This is a genomic window from Rhodococcus sp. JVH1 (assembly GCF_000280725.2).
Classification (GTDB): Bacteria; Actinomycetota; Actinomycetes; order Mycobacteriales; family Mycobacteriaceae; genus Rhodococcus_F; species Rhodococcus_F jostii_A.
The window spans coordinates 4,683,663-4,699,798 of sequence record NZ_CP166289.1; the positions used below are offsets into that span (position 1 = coordinate 4,683,663).

General features: G+C 66.2%; 13 protein-coding genes. 4 read left to right on the forward strand and 9 right to left on the reverse strand.

Annotated features, from left to right (window positions below; translation table 11 throughout):
- Nucleotides 1–5 precede the first annotated feature (5 nt).
- The 4 genes from JVH1_RS21645 to JVH1_RS21660 form a co-directional block, all read right to left on the reverse strand.
- Nucleotides 6–1,091 (reverse strand): hypothetical protein, encoded by a 1,086-nt coding sequence (locus JVH1_RS21645; protein ID WP_009475367.1) that lies wholly within the window; start codon nucleotides 1,089–1,091, stop codon nucleotides 6–8.
- The gene (locus JVH1_RS21650; RefSeq protein ID WP_009475366.1) at nucleotides 1,088–3,280 is read right to left on the reverse strand and encodes an SMP-30/gluconolactonase/LRE family protein; all 2,193 of its coding nucleotides are present in this window, start codon (nucleotides 3,278–3,280) and stop codon (nucleotides 1,088–1,090) included. The genes JVH1_RS21645 and JVH1_RS21650 overlap by 4 nt, the downstream gene beginning before the upstream one ends.
- 13 nt (nucleotides 3,281–3,293) lie before the next feature.
- Nucleotides 3,294–4,364 carry a substrate-binding domain-containing protein gene (locus tag JVH1_RS21655; protein WP_009475365.1) on the reverse strand — a complete coding sequence of 357 codons (1,071 nt, stop codon included), beginning with the start codon at nucleotides 4,362–4,364 and terminating at the stop codon, nucleotides 3,294–3,296.
- 62 nt (nucleotides 4,365–4,426) lie between these two features.
- Complete coding sequence (locus tag JVH1_RS21660; RefSeq protein ID WP_009475364.1) at nucleotides 4,427–5,446, reverse strand: ABC transporter permease; 1,020 nt, start codon at nucleotides 5,444–5,446, stop codon at nucleotides 4,427–4,429.
- Nucleotides 5,447–5,719: 273 nt separating this feature from the next.
- Between JVH1_RS21660 and JVH1_RS21665 the strand changes: the two genes are divergently transcribed.
- Nucleotides 5,720–6,091, forward strand: coding sequence for a nuclear transport factor 2 family protein (locus JVH1_RS21665; RefSeq protein WP_043779239.1), 372 nt, complete (start codon nucleotides 5,720–5,722; stop codon nucleotides 6,089–6,091).
- Nucleotides 6,092–6,239: 148 nt separating this feature from the next.
- Nucleotides 6,240–7,319, forward strand: coding sequence for a LuxR C-terminal-related transcriptional regulator (locus JVH1_RS21670; protein ID WP_043779216.1), 1,080 nt, complete (start codon nucleotides 6,240–6,242; stop codon nucleotides 7,317–7,319).
- Nucleotides 7,320–7,374: 55 nt separating this feature from the next.
- On the opposite strand, the gene JVH1_RS21675 is transcribed toward JVH1_RS21670, so the two are convergent.
- A complete protein-coding gene (locus tag JVH1_RS21675; protein ID WP_009475361.1) occupies nucleotides 7,375–8,805 on the reverse strand; it encodes an aldehyde dehydrogenase in 1,431 nt (476 codons plus the stop codon).
- 43 nt (nucleotides 8,806–8,848) lie between these two features.
- Entirely contained in the window at nucleotides 8,849–9,973 is a 1,125-nt protein-coding gene (locus tag JVH1_RS21680) for an NDMA-dependent alcohol dehydrogenase (RefSeq protein WP_043779233.1), read from the reverse strand.
- A 381-nt stretch (nucleotides 9,974–10,354) separates the two neighbouring features.
- On the opposite strand from JVH1_RS21680, the gene JVH1_RS21685 reads away from it, so the two are divergent.
- Entirely contained in the window at nucleotides 10,355–11,317 is a 963-nt protein-coding gene (locus JVH1_RS21685) for a beta-propeller fold lactonase family protein (RefSeq protein WP_043779214.1), read from the forward strand.
- Between the two features lie 199 nt (nucleotides 11,318–11,516).
- On the opposite strand, the gene JVH1_RS21690 is transcribed toward JVH1_RS21685, so the two are convergent.
- Nucleotides 11,517–12,413 (reverse strand): alpha/beta hydrolase, encoded by an 897-nt coding sequence (locus JVH1_RS21690; RefSeq protein ID WP_043779231.1) that lies wholly within the window; start codon nucleotides 12,411–12,413, stop codon nucleotides 11,517–11,519.
- A gap of 152 nt (nucleotides 12,414–12,565) precedes the next feature.
- Here JVH1_RS21690 and JVH1_RS21695 point away from each other — a divergent pair, with 152 nt between their 5' ends.
- Nucleotides 12,566–13,429 (forward strand): helix-turn-helix domain-containing protein, encoded by an 864-nt coding sequence (locus JVH1_RS21695; RefSeq protein ID WP_009475356.1) that lies wholly within the window; start codon nucleotides 12,566–12,568, stop codon nucleotides 13,427–13,429.
- An 11-nt stretch (nucleotides 13,430–13,440) separates the two neighbouring features.
- Here the strand turns inward: JVH1_RS21695 and JVH1_RS21700 are convergent, their stop codons facing one another.
- A complete protein-coding gene (locus tag JVH1_RS21700) occupies nucleotides 13,441–15,039 on the reverse strand; it encodes a sigma-54-dependent Fis family transcriptional regulator (protein ID WP_009475355.1) in 1,599 nt (532 codons plus the stop codon).
- Between the two features lie 157 nt (nucleotides 15,040–15,196).
- A complete protein-coding gene (locus JVH1_RS21705) occupies nucleotides 15,197–16,111 on the reverse strand; it encodes a mycofactocin-coupled SDR family oxidoreductase (protein ID WP_009475354.1) in 915 nt (304 codons plus the stop codon).
- Nucleotides 16,112–16,136 lie beyond the last annotated feature (25 nt).

Consider the following 16,136-nt stretch of genomic DNA (forward strand, 5'->3'; position numbering starts at 1 on the left):
CATCCTCATCTGTTGTGGGCTTGTAGTTTCAGCAGATTTCCGTGCCCGCGCGCCGCGGCGATCACTTGTCCGTTCCGGACGGCGACACCGGTGACGCCGTGACGGCTGCTGTCGACGCGGGCATGAGCGCTCTCGACGACCCGACCCGTGCGGTTCATGCGAAACACCAGCCCGCAGGAGCGGGCAGGCGCCCAGCTCTTCACGACCCCGAGCACCCGCAGCTGTCCCATCTGCATCGTCTCAGTGAAGGGATCCTCACTGTGCAGGCGCGGGACGAACCATTCGTCGCGGCTGATCGTGCCGATCATCTCGGCGAGCACCTCGGGTTCGTCGAGCAGCATCTCGGTGACCCGGTTGCGTACATACGGCGCGGCGAACCAGTAGCCGTCGTCGGCGACGCTCACCCGACCGGGGTAGATCGGGAGGTTCGCCGTCACGGCGCGCCCCCGGTCGCCGAGCGCCGCGAGTTCGCGCACTTCGACGCGGTGCTCCAGACTGATGGACACGAGCACGTCGCGGTCGGAGGCCATGCCGATCCCCGACGGCCATGCCAGGCCTTCGGCGACTACCCGCGCCCGGTCCCCGTCCACCTGCACGATCTGTCCGGACCGATCGCCCGTGACCAGGGCACGTGCCCACTCCGCGGACTGCCCGGCCGTCGAGCCGACGGCAACCAGCAGGGCGCCGTCGGGAGTCCCCGTCAGCGCGGTCACGCACGAGGTGACCGACCGGTCCGTGCAGATCTCCGCGACTGCACCGGACGGTGAGATCGCACAGAGCCCGCGACCCTCGACCGCGGCGACGACCTCGTCGCCGACGGCCGCGAGGGCCGCAACCCTGCCGGAGAACTCCGCGCGGAGGCCGACCTCACCGTCGTGGCAGTCGAACACGACGTTGCCACTGCTGAAAGCCGCAGCGCCGGAACGGGTGATCACCACGTCGTCGGGCCCGTACCGCCCGGGAGGCAAGAGTTCCGTTGCCTCGTCCAGCCGGAGATTGGGGCGCAGCCCGGTGTCCATCGGCGGCACGGTGCGGTGCCTGCCCCGATTCGGGTTGATCCATTCTCTGAGGGTGCTCAGGGTCGAACTCATCGGGTGACCTCCTCGGGAGTACGCGTGCGAGCGGTCCCCGGCACCGCCGAGGGATCGATGGTGCCGACTTCACTCGGGTCGAGTTCCAGCCGGCCGATACGGTTGTTGCTGACGCCGCACAGGTAGAGCGCACCGTCGCGTTCCTTCGCCGCGGTGACCATCGGATAGTTCTCCATCGACTCGTCCCAGAGCACCGACAGGATCTCGCCGCGGTCACTGAACTTGATCACGCACGAGACGTTGAGCTGCGGAACCACCCAGTTGTCCACGGACACCTCGCGGGTCATCCGTCGGCGGACCGCGGGATACTTCCCGAGAAGATCGGACATCTGGGTGCGCATGGCGCACAACGGCATCCAGTAGTTGCCGTCCGACGACCGGTTGATGTTGTCCGGGTAGCCGGGCAGGTTCTCCAGTACCGGTTCGAGCTGCCCCGTCTTCGGTCCGGAGATCCAGAGCCGATCGACGCGACACAGGCCGGTACTCGCGACGAGGATCGATTCGCCGTCGTGGGCGGTGCAGATGCCGTTGGGGAAGACGTAGTTGGATACGACCACCTCGGTCTTGCCGTCGGGAGTGACGCGGATGACCCGGCCGTTCGGCCGGAACTCGACGAGCTCGAGCAGGAAGTCGGCCGTGTTGGTCCGCGTGGAGAAGTCGGACGCGTAGATCGAGCCGTCCGGAGCGACGTCGAGATCGTCGATGGCGCGCAGGCCCGAATCATCGATCAGCGACAGGGGGCTGCGCGTGACCTTGTTGGCGACGAGCTCCGGTTCGCCGTCTTTCCCGATGCGGTAGATACCCATGCCGCCCACAGCGACGACGAGGCGCCCTTCCGCATCCCAGACGTGCCCGCACGGGAATCCGCCGGTGCGGGAGAAGATCTCGCCCTCGGTGTCGTCGATGCCGCGGAACCGCCACACCCAGCCGCGCTGGTCACCGCAGTACACGTTGCCGTCCGAGTCGACCGCGCAGTCCTCCGCTCCCCGGATCTTGCCGAGACCGACCGGCGGCGCATCGGTGAGCCGCCGGTTCAGCGACCAGACGGTGCCCGGTTCGGTGACGTCGACGAGCGGGCCGAGGGACAGGCGGGCCGGGTCGATCTTCAGCTTCTCGACCGCCCGCTGCCGGTACTTCCCCCACTGCAGATCGAGGATCGTGAACACCAGCAGCACGGCCGCGAGAATGACCGTGTAGTAGGACCCCTGGGCGCCGTCGGCGACAGTGGCCTGCTGGATGATGGCAACCACGACGACGCCGACCGTCGCGCGGAGTACCGAACCACGCCCGCCCTTCAGACTCACCCCACCGAGGACGACCGCGGTCAGCACGATGATCTCCCAACCCCTTCCGATGTTGGGATCGGTACGACTGAGCCGTGCCGACGTCAGGATCGCAGCGGTGCCGGCCAACGCGCCGGACAGGACATACGTCCAGAAGGTCACGGCGGTAACCGGAATGCCGTTACGACGCGCCGAGCGCCGGTCGGATCCGGTCGCCGTCACCCACCAGCCCCAACGTGAGCGCGTCAGTGCCAGGTGCGCGACGATCAGCGCAACCGCGAAGAGGAACCACTCGGTGGGTATCCCGATGATCGTGCCGTTGCTGAAGAAGTCCCACACGAGAGACTGCTTGCCGATGCCGATCTTGGTGCTGTAGGCGTTCTGCAGTGCGGATGCCGCCCCGCCGAAGGCGATGAGTGTGACGAGGGTGGTGATGAACGGACGCATCCGCCGACAGGCGATGAGGTACCCGTTGACCGACCCGAGTAACGCCCCGAGCACGATCACCGCCGGGACGACGACCGCGGTCGGCCACATCCAGACCCGGTCGGCAACCATGGCGCCGAGCGCGCAGACGCCCACCATCGATCCGATCGACAGGTCGATGCCGCCGCCGACGAGGACGACCGTCAGGCCGAGTGCGAGCAGGCCGTACTCGGACACCTCGTTGAGGATGAGCGGCGCGTTGGCCGCGCCGACGTTCGTCGTCGCCAGGACATACGCGCACAGCGCGAGTGCCAGCACGAGTGGGACGGCGCCCTCCATCCACCGCTTCTCGAACAGGTCGGAGATCGTGCGGAACCGCGCGATGCGGTCGGACGGCCGGCCCCCGGTCAGGGGGAAGGCATCGATGCCGCGACGAAGCGGACCGAAGCCGCTGCGGCGCAATGTAGTCGACGTTGTCATCAGATATCGGTCCCTACTGGCTCGTGTAGCAGGCGATCGTGGTCTGGTCGACGTTGGTTCTGTCGACCACTGTGCTCGAGACGTAGGCGACCGAGTTGGCGGCACCTGGCTGTGCTCCGTCGAAGATCAGGTTCTGGGCCGCCGCGGCGCCCGCGGCACCGATGCCCTGGACGTCGTAGGCCGCCGACGCGGTCACCAGTCCCTGCCTCAGTGCGTCGCACCAGTTGCTGTCCGCATCGAGGGTGTAGACGCCGATCGATCCGGGCTGCACCTGTCCCCGCGACTCCGCGGCCTTGACCGTCTGCCCGACAGTGATCGAGTTGAGGTCGAACGTCACCATGAAGCCGCACAGCTCGCCCTGCTGCTGGATCACCGATTCGGCGGCCGCCTGCGCCTGCGCGTTCTGGAACTGCGAGTGATTGACGAGAACCTTGTAGCCCAGCGGCTCCACCACGTCCTTGATGCCCTGATTCCAGAGGATCGATGCCGGGTCGTTGCCGGGACCATCGATGATCGAGATGGTCTTGGGGGCGTTGCGCTTTTCGCAGTCCTCGACGGCACGGCCCGCGATCGACTTCGCAGCACCGTAGACGTCGACTCCGACGAAGGCGTCTCCGAGCCGGTTGGACATCATGTTGAGCACCACCGTGTAGATGCCCGCCTTCGCCGCCTGGTCGATGACGCTGTCGAGTAGGCCCTGATCCTGGTTCTGGAGGATCAGCACGTCGGCCGCCTTACGGGCGATCAGATCGTTGATGGTGCTGAGCATTCGGTCGCTACTGAAGTTCGAGTCGTAGACCGTGAACTCCGCTCCCAGGTTGTCGAACGTCCGCTGCATCGTCGTGCCCCAGTTCTCGGTCAACTGGTAACCCTTGTAGAGAATCGGCACGAAGGCGATCTTCTTGCCCTGCATCGCGTCGAGTGCCGTCTGTCGCGCCGGGAGCAGTTCGACGTTGGTACCGAACGCCTTTTCTCCTCCCTCGGACTGAGTGGCGGCAGTACCGCTGTTGACCGTGCAGCCCGCGACGGCGACGGTGGCCGCCACCGCCATGATGCACGCGGCGATCTTCTTCATCGTCTTCATGGTTCTCGATTCCTTCTGGTGGCCGGAAGAGCCTGTGTGAGTGATGGTTTTCCGATGGGGTGTCATAGTTCGCCGGATTTCTCGGTCTCCTCGTTCCGCGGGTGCAGCCATGCGTCGAACGCGATCGCCGAGATGAGTACTGCTCCCCGGATGAGGTCCTGGACGGCGGTGCTCAGCCCGTGAAGTACCAACAGGTTGTTGAGGATTCCGACGAAGATCGCACCGGCGAGGACACCGAGGATGGTTCCCCGGCCGCCGGACAGCGACACGCCGCCGATCACCACCACCGTGAGGGCGGTGAACAGGATCGGATCGAAGGATGTGATGGTTGTCTGCACGCTTCCCTGAATGGACACCGTGACGTAGCCGGCCACAGCGGCGAGCAGTGCCGAGATCACGTAGGTGAGGATCTGCAGCGGCCGGACCGGGGCGCCCGACGCTCGGGCGGTGTCGAAGTTGTCCCCCATGGCGCGGATCAGGCGTCCCGGGGACGTGTACGAAATGAACAGCCAGGCGACCAGGAAGGCCGATCCCGCGATGATCACGGGACGCGGGACCCCGAGCGCCGAACCGCCGCCGATCGCCGCGAGTAGCGACGATCCGGGAACGCTGTAGACGTTCTGGGTGAGGACGAGAATGTCGATACCGCTGATCACCAGCATGCCGGTCGCGAGCGTCACGAACAGTGCGGGCACGTTGAGGAAGGCGATGATCACGCCGTTGACGAGGCCGATGACCACAGCAAGGCCGACCATCAGCCCGATGGCCTGCCACTCGGGCATGCCCGTGCTCATCAGTGCCAACGTGGCCTGCGCGCAGCCGAGACCGATCCCCGCTACGGACAGGTCCAAACCCTTGCCCAGGATCACGATCGCCTCGCCGACGGCGAGGATGCCGAACGCTGCGGACAGACTCAGGATGCTGGTGAGGTTTCCGGTAGTCAGGAAGTTCGTCGTTGTCGCGCCGCCGACCAGTGCGAGTAGCACGGTGATGCCGAGGACCAGATACGCCTGGTCGAAGCCGCCCAGGCGGCCGCGGAGCGTTACCCGGCTCGGCTCGGCCGCCACTGTTGCCGTAGTCATGGGACTCCTGTGTCGATTCGGATATGGGTGTCGACCGCAACGAGGCGGAGGTGAACAGATCGAGTCGGTGATCTGTGTCATATCGGTCGAGCCAGTGTGGCGAATGGCGTAGTGCGCCTACATCTGCCTGCGGTCGGATTCCCACTACGACTTATGGACGATCCCGGCTTCGGGGCAGTGTCCAGATATCTGGACACTCGATCGGTTCACGCGCGGGCAGCATGGGTGACGCAGATCACCTGCAGCGAAACCGACAGGAAGGTCCGACCACACATGAGCAGCACCCCAGACCAGGCAACCATCGAACTCTCGGAGAACTGGGTCAAGGCCTTGGCGAACATCGACCTGTTCCTCGAGATCTGCGTCGAGAACTGCCCCGTGTGGCACAGCGCCGACGACAAGTGGGTCTCGGTGTCCGAGGCCGTCGCCGCCGTGTACGAACGCGCCGGCGACGGGCCCGTGCCGGACTTCCGCCCCGAGGGCATCACGTTCACCGAAAAGGGCTTCTTCAACGAGGCGTCCGTCGAGCTGGAGATGGGCGGCCAGGAGGTCAAGTTGCACCTCGTGCAAATCGTCGAGGCGCGTGACGGTAAGGCCGTTCGAGTCCGGGAGTACATCGGCCCGGAGATGGGTATCCAGCCCTGAAATCGCCGTACCCCGGAGAGCAATAGCCTGATCGGCGAACGAGTGCCGGGCGCGCGGACTGCGCGCCGGGCATTCGGCAAACCCGGGGTGTGTCACGCATCATATTTGTATATGATGTAGGCCCCGTCTTGGAGTGGTGCCGATGAGTATGACTTCCCCTGATACACGACGCAGTGACGTGGAGCTCGACGCAGACGTCACCGCGCAGATTCGCGAAATGGGAATCGCTGCCGGCGACGCCCTGGACTGCGGCATCTCCGTCGCCGAGTGCGCGCACGTGTCGTCCGCGAAGCGGCTCCTGGCGCATGTGTGGGATTGCGTGACAGCTGAGATGAACCGGCCCGGGGCGGGCCCCACGCCGCCTCGTCTCGCCGAGCTGACCGGGCTCCTCGGCCGTATCCGCGACCTGGAGTCGCGGGTCGAGGACGCCCGCGTCGCAGACGGTGTCGAGACCATGCGGCGGATACGCCGGGCACTCGGCCGCTTACAGGTCGTGTCGACCGCGAACGAGCTTCTGTCTCGAGCCGCGGCCGAGGCGTGCACCATCGGGTTCGATCGCGCGCTCGTCTCCACCATCGGTGATGCGACGTGGAACCTGCATTCGATGTTCATCGAGCGGGACCCCCGACTGGCCCGGGACATGGTTGCGGCCGGCCGCCAGGATCCACCGAAACTCGACGGCTCCATCATCGAGTCGGACGTGGTCGATCGAGCCCGCTCCGGGCTGGTGTTCGACGTTCAGAACAATCCTCGGGTGAATCGGCAACTGGTCTCGATGTCCGGGTGCACGTCGTACATCGTGGCTCCGTTACGTTCGCACGGCAAGGTCATCGGTCTCGTTCACGCCGACAGCCACTATCCGGCTCGCGACGTCGACGCCACCGACCGTGCGGTGCTCAACCTCTATGCAGAGGGGTTGAGTCACACGTTGGCGCGAGTCTCGGTTCTGGAGGGACTGGCCTCGCTCAGCGAAGGGATGACCCGGTTGGTGAGTGACGTGAAGATCGCTGCACCGCCGCAGATCACGATGAGCGACCCACGCCACCCCGTGCTGTCGAGCCGTGAGGTGGACGTCATCGAGCTCATGGCGGCAGGTGACGCCAATCGATCGATTGCCCGAAAACTGTCGATCTCCGAGGGGACCGTCAAGACCCACATCACCCACATCCTGCGTAAGCTCAATGCGTCGAATCGTGCTGAAGCCGTGGCCTATTGGCTGAGGAGATGATGTCGGGTCCCGGAACGAACCGGCCCCGGGAACCGGTTCGATCACCGTCTCCGCGTCACCTGCTGCGGAAGATGGTCTTGTATTCCAGATAGGCGTCCAGGCTCTGGGGACCCAGTTCGCGTCCGATACCGCTGTTCTTCAGACCTCCGAACGGCGTCTCGATCGGGAGAGTCGACGTGTTCACCCCGACGCTGCCGGTCACGATCCGGCGTGCAACCTCGGTTGCCCGATCTCGATCGGGTGAGAACACGCCGCCGCCCAATCCGTAGTCGGAGTCGTTTGCGATGGCGATCGCCTCGTCGATCGTGTCGTACGGCATCACGACGAGCACCGGCCCGAAGATCTCCTCACGAGCAACGCGCATGTCGTTCGTGACATTACGGAAGATCGTCGGCTCCACGTAGTAACCGCGATCGAGCTTCGCGGGGCGCCCACCGCCGATGACGACCTCGGCGCCTTCGCTGCGGCCGAGTTCGATGTACGACTCGACTCGGTCGCGTTGCGTCGCGTTCACGAGTGGTCCGAAGAAGTTGGCCGGATCCGTCGGATCACCCTGCGGAATGGCGCTCAATGTGGCGCTGAGCATCTCGACGATCTCGTCGTACCGAGACGAAGGCGCCAGCACTCTGGTCAACGCTCGGCACGTCTGGCCGGTGTTCGGCGCGCACGCGGACATCGTGAGTGGTCTGAACGCGTCCAGGTCGACGTCGTCGAGCAGGATTCCCGCCGACTTGCCGCCGAGTTCGAGCGTGACGTGCTTGAGTTGCTTGCCGCATTCGGCCGCGATCGCCTTGCCCGCGACTGTCGAACCGGTGAATGCCACCTTGTGCACGCCCGGGTGGGAAACGAGGGCAGCACCGGTTTCGCGGCCACCGGTGACGATGTTGACCACGCCCTCCGGAATGCCGGCGGCATCGAGGATCTCGGCGAAGACGAGGGCATCCAGGGAGGTCTCCGGTGCGGGCTTGATCACCGCGGTACAGCCGGCGGCCAACGCCGGACCCAATTTCCAGGCGATCAACGGTTGCGGCCCGTTCCATGGCGTGATGGCGCCCACCACGCCGACGGGGTCGCGGCGCAGCACCGCGTCGCCACTCGCGGTCTCGACCAGTGTCTCGGTTTCGAGATCGTCGGCCAACGACGCGAAGTACCGGTAGGCGACCGGAACCTGGCTCTGCATGGCGCGGGAGATGCTGATCGGCGTTCCGTTCTGACGCGTGACCAGAGCCGACATCTCGTCGCTGCGCGCTTCGAAGGCATCGGCCAGACTTCGCAGGTAGCCTGCGCGATCGGCCGGCGTGCGCGCTGCCCACTTCTCGCCGGCTTCCGTGGCCGCGGTCACCGCGGCGTCGACGTCGGACGCGTCGCCGTCGGCGATGGACGCGAACTGCTCCTCGGTGGCCGGATTGATCACCGGGATGCGGTGCGGCGAGTGGGCGCGCTCCCGTCGGCCGTTGATGAAGTGGTGGTCGTGGTCGCGTGTCATGAGGACTCCTGGAATCGGCGTGCTGTCGAGTGTCGTGAGGCGGTCATTCGTGATCGAAGACGACTATCCCCCGAATGTTTCTGCCCGCCTTCATGTCTTCGTATCCCTGATTGATCTCGTCGAGCGTGTAGCGGTTCGTCACGAGTTCGTCGAGCAGCAGATTTCCCTGGCGATAGAGTTCGAGTTGCGCGGGAATGTCGGACGTCGGTCGACTCGCGCCGAAGAGCGAACCTTGCAGGCGCTTCTGGCTCAAGGTGAGGTCGTGCAGATTGATATCCCCGTCCTTGCAGAAGGTGTCGCCGATTCCGACGGGAACACACGTCCCGCCCTTGCGGACCGCAGCGAGTGCCTCGCCGACGATCTTTCCGGTGATCACTCCCACGGTGACGATCGCCGAGTCGGCGCCCTGGCCGTTGGTCAGCGGGGCTGTGATCGCGTTCGCTTCCTCGATCGTCGCGACAGCATGCGTGGCACCGAATTTCAGTGCGGTGTCTCGTTTGAACGCAACAGGATCAACCGCGATGACCGCACTGGCACCGGCGTGGGCCGCACCCTGGACGGCGTTGACTCCGATGCCGCCGATCCCGACCACGATGACGACGTCGCCGACGCGCACGTCGGCCGAGTTGACCGCGGCACCCCAGCCCGTTCCGACGCCGCACCCGGTGAGGCACGCCACCTCGAGGGGGACTGCCTTGTCGATCTTCACCGCCGACGCGGTCGAAACGATGATGCGTTCGCAGAACGTGCCGAGTCCGGCGAGCTGACCCACTGGTTTGCCGTCCCGAGAGAGCCGGTACGAACCGGGATCGTCGAAACGGCAGCCCGTGGTCAGGAGGGCACCCAGATCGCAGAGATTCTGCAGCCCCCGGGCACACCACTTGCATCGGCCACATACCGGCAGGAAGGAGAAGACGACGTGGTCGCCGACCTCGTAGCCGGGAGTGTGGGGGCCGACGGCCTCCACGATGCCCGCACCCTCGTGACCGCCGGCGATGGGAAGGATCCCGGGCATCTGGTCGCCAGTGGCGAAGTGGTCGTCCGAATGGCAGAGGCCGGCGGCGACCATCCGGACACGAATCTCGTTCTGTCGCAGCTCGTCGAGGTCCAGATCGACGATCTCGTACCGTCCCGGGACCTCGAGCAGAACTGCCCCTCGTGTCTTCATCTGCGCACCACCGGTGAGAGGGATGTGCTGGTCGTGTCGAGTGTCATCTGCGGCTTTCTGAATCGGCAGGATCCTGTTGCGGATCATGCGGTCGGATGGATGTGACGGTCGCCATACTGCGCTCCAGTGTGATTGCCGACGTGGCGTGCGGGAATCTGCCATCGGTCGTATTCCGATACATCCAAAGGATGATTGACGCGACGGGACGCAGGTGTGCAGATTCCTGGACAGTTCCGCGCGCGTGTCCTTCGTACGATTGCGAGCGGTCGGAGAGCGAGTTCCGAAACACGCTCGTTGACAGAAAGATCCGACTGCACGACAGTTCACGAGTACCGCCGCGTGCGGGAAGGGGAGTCGATGACGGCAATCGGAAGACACCGGATGTCAGCGGTCGTTCTGGCAACAGTTCTGCTGAGTGCGGGGTGGGCGGTGCCTGGGGCAACGGCCGCGCCGGCCACGGTTCCGCAGTTCCTCCTGGTGGGTGGCACCGCGAGCGGAAATGTCGCGGTGATGAGCATGCAGCCGGATGGCGCGCTGCGAAAGGTGGACGGGTCGCCGTTCCCGGTCGGCGCGGGTGTGCTCTCGTTGGCCGTCGCGCCACACGGCCGAACGGTGTATGTCACGCAGGCGGGCGCACGGAAGGTCACCGGATACCGGATCGACGACCAGGGAGCCTTGCATCCGATTCCGGGGGCGGACGTCGCGACCGACGGTGTACCGGTCACCTCGGTACTGTCGCCGGACGGCAGTCTGCTGTTCGTCGCAGTGGGAGGACTACCGGGGCACATCTCCTCGTATTCGGTCGCTGCATCCGGTGCACTGACACCGACCGCGTCGACCGCCGTCGCAGGCACGAGTGCGATCCCCATGGTGACGGTCGACCCGAACGGCCGCTACCTCCGTTTCGTCAGCGCCGTGGACGGTTCCATTTCGAGCTTTGCCATCGGGCCCGGCGGTGCGCTCACCGCTCTCGGTTCGCCGGTGCCCGGCGGTGTGCTCCCGGTCAACCCGGGCACCACACCGGACGGTCGCTTCATCTACGTGAGCAACGAGCAGGGAAGCAATGTGTCGGGTTACTCGATCGGGCCCGACGGCCGGATGACGTCCACACCTGGATCCCCGTACTCGACGGGCGGTATGCCGCACGGCGCAGAGATCACCGGGGACGGACGCCGTCTGTACATTCCCGAGGTCTCCGGCGGCCGGGTCTCGGGGTTCTCGATCGGCGCGGACGGAGCATTGACTCCGCTTGCCGGCTCGCCCTATCCGGCACCGCCGGGACGGGTCCCGGCCGGGTACTTCTCAGTGACGACGAGCGGCATCTCTACGCGGCTGACGTCCTGACCACCACGGTCACGTCGAAGGTGCATACGTTCGACGTCCGGCCCGACGGCAGCCTGACACCGTCCGTACTGCCGTCGGTGGACACCGGCACGGTCGTGGCAGACGGACCGGTGCTGGTGAAGACGCCATAGGCGCGAACGTGACCGTGCCCCCAGTCGGGGGCGGGGGCACGGTCACACCCGACCGGCAGCCGATCCGGCTATCCGGCCAGGTTCTTCGTGAAGAATTCGGTCAGCTTGTCCGCCGCCTGCGAGACGTACTGGTCGACGTCGTACAGGTCGACGTGGGTGGCGCCGTCGATCTCGAACAGCTCGGCGGTCTCGCCGCCGGCCGCCACCGCGCCCTCACTGAAGCCCTTGGTCTCGGCCTCGGTTCCCGCGATCATCAACAGCGGCCTGGGCGCGATCTTCGCGACACCGGCATAGGCGTCGAACTGGTCGAGCTGGTCGACGCTGCGCAGCGCGAACTTCCCGATCGACCGCGGGTGCTGTGCACGCGGAGTCTTGTAGTAATCGAAGAACTCCGCGACGGCCTTCGGCGTCGACGCGTCCACCGAGTCCGGCAGCACCGGAACCATGGGGATCTCCTCGCCCTTTGCCTCCGCGGTCCGCGCGGCGCCTGCCTGATCGACCAGCTTCGCGAACGCCTCGGGGTCCGGCACGCGGAAGAAGCAGGTGGCGTCCGCGCCGCTGACGGTGGCGACCGCCTTCATCCGGTGGTCGGTCTGCGCGGCGAACGGAACGTAGCCGCCCGAGGCGCAGATGCCGAGGACGCCGATCCGCTCCGGGTCCACGTCGTCGCGGGTGCTCAGGTAGGTCACCGCGTTCCGGAAGTCGTCCGCGCGCTGGAACGGATCCTCCAGTCCGCGCGGCTCGCCCTCGCTCTCACCCTGGTAGGCGGCATCGAATGCCAGGGTGATGAAACCCTGATCGGCGAGGCGTTGCGCGTACAGTGCCGCGGTCTGCTCCTTGACACCGGTCATGGGATGTCCGACGACGATCGCGGGCAGCCGCCCGTCGACCTCGGCCGGAGTGTAGAGGTGGCCGGCGAGCTGAAAGCCGCTGCTGGTGAACCGAACATCGGATTTGGTGGTCATGGTGCCTCCGTGGTGTTTCGAGAATTCCGATCCGCATTCCGGATCGCTCGACACCTAGTCTCGGAGTTCCGGGGAAACCGGGGAAGGGAGACATTTATCCTGGGAACGATCTTTCCCAGGATAAATCTGCGCCCCGGACCTACCCTGGTTTCATGCCCAGTCCGGTACATCAGGCACCCCATCTACGTGAGCTCGGCGCGTTCCTCAAAACCCGCCGCAGCGAGCTGTCGCCGTCCGACGTCGGCCTACCCGACCTCGACCAGCGCCGCCGGGTGAGCGGGCTGCGGCGCGAGGAGGTGGCGCAGCTCGCCGCGATCAGCACCGACTACTACACCCGGATCGAGCAGGGGCGGCTCGTCCCGTCCGAGCAGGTGCTCGCCGCGCTGGTGCGAGCGCTGCAACTCGACTCGGACCAATCCGAGTACCTCGACAATCTGGCCGACCACGCCACCCACCGGTCCACGCCCCGTCCGGCGGCGCAGTTGCGCACCGGCGGCAGCCGGGTACGCCCGCAGGTGCGGCGGTTACTGGACCAGCTCACCGACACCCCGGCCATCGTCCTGGGTCCTCGGACCGATATCTTGGCCTGGAACCCGTTGGCCACCAAGGTGTATGCCGACTTCGATGCGATGGCTCCGCATGAGCTGAACTATGTGCGGCTCATCTTCACCGACCCTCGGATGCGGGAGCTGTTCGCCGACTGGACGGCGGTCGCGCGGTCCTGTGTGGCGATCCTGCGCCGCGAGGCGGCCATCAATCCGGCCGATCCGGCCCTGTCCGCGCTCGTCGGCGAACTCACGATCGCCGATCGTCAGTTCGGACAGTGGTGGGCGGCGAGAAACGTGGCGCGCCAGGACTTCGGCGTCAAGGTGCTCAATCACCCGGTCGTCGGTGAACTGACTCTCGACTGGGAGATATTCCGCTACTCCGGCGCGCCCGAGCAGCAATTGGTGCTCAATTCCGCCGAGGACGGTTCGCAGACCCAGGAGCGACTGGCACGGCTGGGCCGGATGTAGAACCGGAGAGGTCAGGCGATCTTGAGAACCCGGAGCCGGTTGTAGAGAGTCGACCGGCTCACCCCGAGTGACTGCGCGGCCTTGAGCTTGTTGCCGCCTGCCGCTTCGATCGCCGCGACGATCACTTCCCGTTCGGCATGTCGAATGGGTGACAGGGGTGTGCCGACTTCCCGGTACGGTGCGGGAAGGTCGGTCGTAATGATGTCTCCGGCCGAGCGGGTCCGGGCCAGGGCGTGGACCACCCGCCGGAGTTCGGCGAGGTTGCCCGGCCACGGATGTGCTGCCAGGACCTGCAGCGTCGTCGAGGTGAGGCGTAGGTCGGACGTCACGGCTTCCTCCGCCAGCATCCGACGTGCCAGCCCGGGGATCTCGTGGCGGCGCCGGCGGAGCGGAGCGAGTTCACGTCGTGCGGCGCAGAGCCCCACCAGGGAGGGGTGGATCGCCGCGTCGTCATCCGCACTCGTCGAGGTCAGAACGACGTGTCGCCGCGTGCCCCGGATGAGGCGGGCAACCAATGTGGCCATCGAGTCGGTGAGGAAGTCGACGTTCTCGATGATCACGACGGCACCATCATGCTCGAGCTGCCGGCCGAGTCCGACGGCCCAGGCCTGCTCACCCGTGTGCACGACGTCCGCGGCGTCGACGATCGCCCCGCCCGGTCCGGCCGCACGCACCGCTTCGGTCGTCCGGCCGGTGCCGGATTCTCCGAAGACGAGGAGCGGCCATTCCTCGACCGAGGGTCGTGGTTGCAGCTTCGGACTCGTTCTCGCCGTGGCGAAATCGACCAGGACGCCGTTCCCGCCGTCGACCGGAGTGCAGGTGAACTCCACTTCGCGCCCGGATTCGAGCGTCAGGCGATTGGTGACGGCCGTTGTGCGAGCGGTGTCGGCGCTGGCTCGGACGGCCGCATGGTCGGCGGGATCGAGGAGGTCGAGGGCCGCCGGGGTCGCGAGCACCATTCCCTCGCCGAGCACCATCACCGGCCGTTCCTTCCGCCGTGCCGCGGAATGAAAGGCCGCCAGCAGATTTCGTTGCGCGACGGGGGTGCTCAGCGCCAGCCGATCCTCGATCTCCCCGACCAACCGCTGGGCGATCGGCGCGAAGTACCGGTGATCCTCGCCTGCGCCGCCTCCGACATCGAGAACGCCTTCGAGTCTTCGCGTGATCGGATGAATGATCGGCTGGCCGAAGCAGCTGAAATCGTGGAACGCGGACATGAAGTGTTCGGGGCCGTGGACGAGCAGCGGTTGCCGGGCTTCCAGGACGGTGCCCACCGCATTGGTTCCCACCTCGTCCTCGGCCAGCCGGATGCCGGGCTCGATGCCCATCCAGTCGACAGCGTCGCGGACGGCCGGACTGGCGTGCCGGATATCCAGGATCCTGGCGTCGTGGTCGGCGAGAACGAACACTAATGGTGCACCGTCGAATTCGCGGCAGACGCGATCCAGAACGGGCGCCGCGGCGCGTCGGAGGCATCCGTCCGAGGCGACGTCGATCCTGTCCAGCTTCGGCGTCGTATCGCAGTCGAGACCCGACAATTGCGAACGCATCCACGACGACGCGATTTCCGGCCGAGCGTCGACCATGGAATGCGCTGAGCTACCGGGCACTCCGACACCACCTCCTGGCCAGGTGCGATGGGAACGGACTCGCACCACATGTGAGCGAGAACACAATATAATATATGCGTCCCCTTCGGGCAAGGGTCGGACGCACAGACACCGGCCCCGGCCGCGTGCAGCGGTCGGGGCCGGTGTCGTCAGGCCATCACAGATCGTCGGGCGACTGGGCCGGTGAACGGTAGCGATCGGCTTCCGGCCCCTCGGTCTGCGGCGCGAAGTTCACGCCGGGGAGCAGGAGGTGCCCCGCGTCGACCGGCAGGGCCACACCGGTGATGTGCTCGGCGTAGTCGGACAGCAGCCAGCATGCGGCATTGCTGGTGGCGTTGGGCGGAAGCGCGGGCCGGCCGGCCAGCGGCGCATAACCGTACGTCGCGGCTATCGCCACGTCGCGGTTGGCCGTCTCGCCGGGGGCGACGAACAGTTGGTGGCCCATCGGGTTGTCCCAGATCTTCGCGTCCACCGCGCCGGGGCAGACGGCGTTGCATCGCACGTTGTACTCCGCGATCTCCAGAGCGGTGTTCTTCATCAGGCCGAGGACGCCGTGCTTGGCCGTGATGTAGTGGGTGTATCCGGCCGTAGCCTCCAGGCCGCCTACCGATGCAATACATACGATCGCACCGCCGCGCTGCTCGACGAGATGCGGCGCGGTGGCCTTGATCGTCCGGAAGGTGCCGCCGAGTACCACGTCGGTGACCGTCGTCCACATCTGCTCGGTGATCTCCCAGGACTTGGGCCCGAGATCCCACAGCCCGGCGTTGGCGATGACCGCGTCGAGCCGGCCGAAGGCGTCGAGCCCGAGAGCGACTGCCGCGTCGAGCGCGGCCTGGTCACGGACGTCGGCGACGGCACTGACCGCCCGTCGGCCTTCCTGCTCGACGAGAGCCTGTGTCTTGCCGAGATCTTCCTTGCTTGCCAGTGCGTATCGAATCCCGTCGACGGGTGAGCAGATGTCGGTGATGATGACATCGGCTCCTTCCTTCGCCGCGGTCACCGCGTGCGCTCGCCCCTGCCCGCGTGCGGCGCCGGTGATGAAGACGACCTTGCCGTCCAGTAGTCCCATGTCGATGTCCCTTCCAAATTCATTC

Coding starts and splice junctions, on each gene's coding strand:
- JVH1_RS21655 (WP_009475365.1), bottom strand. CDS start 4,364: ATGAAGACGATGAAGAAGATCGCCGCGTGCATCATGGCGGTGGCGGCC.
- JVH1_RS21665 (WP_043779239.1), top strand. CDS start 5,720: ATGAGCAGCACCCCAGACCAGGCAACCATCGAACTCTCGGAGAACTGG.
- JVH1_RS21660 (WP_009475364.1), bottom strand. CDS start 5,446: ATGACTACGGCAACAGTGGCGGCCGAGCCGAGCCGGGTAACGCTCCGC.
- JVH1_RS21650 (WP_009475366.1), bottom strand. CDS start 3,280: ATGACAACGTCGACTACATTGCGCCGCAGCGGCTTCGGTCCGCTTCGT.
- JVH1_RS21645 (WP_009475367.1), bottom strand. CDS start 1,091: ATGAGTTCGACCCTGAGCACCCTCAGAGAATGGATCAACCCGAATCGG.
- JVH1_RS21680 (WP_043779233.1), bottom strand. CDS start 9,973: ATGAAGACACGAGGGGCAGTTCTGCTCGAGGTCCCGGGACGGTACGAG.
- JVH1_RS21690 (WP_043779231.1), bottom strand. CDS start 12,413: ATGACCACCAAATCCGATGTTCGGTTCACCAGCAGCGGCTTTCAGCTC.
- JVH1_RS21705 (WP_009475354.1), bottom strand. CDS start 16,111: ATGGGACTACTGGACGGCAAGGTCGTCTTCATCACCGGCGCCGCACGC.
- JVH1_RS21675 (WP_009475361.1), bottom strand. CDS start 8,805: ATGACACGCGACCACGACCACCACTTCATCAACGGCCGACGGGAGCGC.
- JVH1_RS21685 (WP_043779214.1), top strand. CDS start 10,355: ATGTCAGCGGTCGTTCTGGCAACAGTTCTGCTGAGTGCGGGGTGGGCG.
- JVH1_RS21695 (WP_009475356.1), top strand. CDS start 12,566: ATGCCCAGTCCGGTACATCAGGCACCCCATCTACGTGAGCTCGGCGCG.
- JVH1_RS21670 (WP_043779216.1), top strand. CDS start 6,240: ATGACTTCCCCTGATACACGACGCAGTGACGTGGAGCTCGACGCAGAC.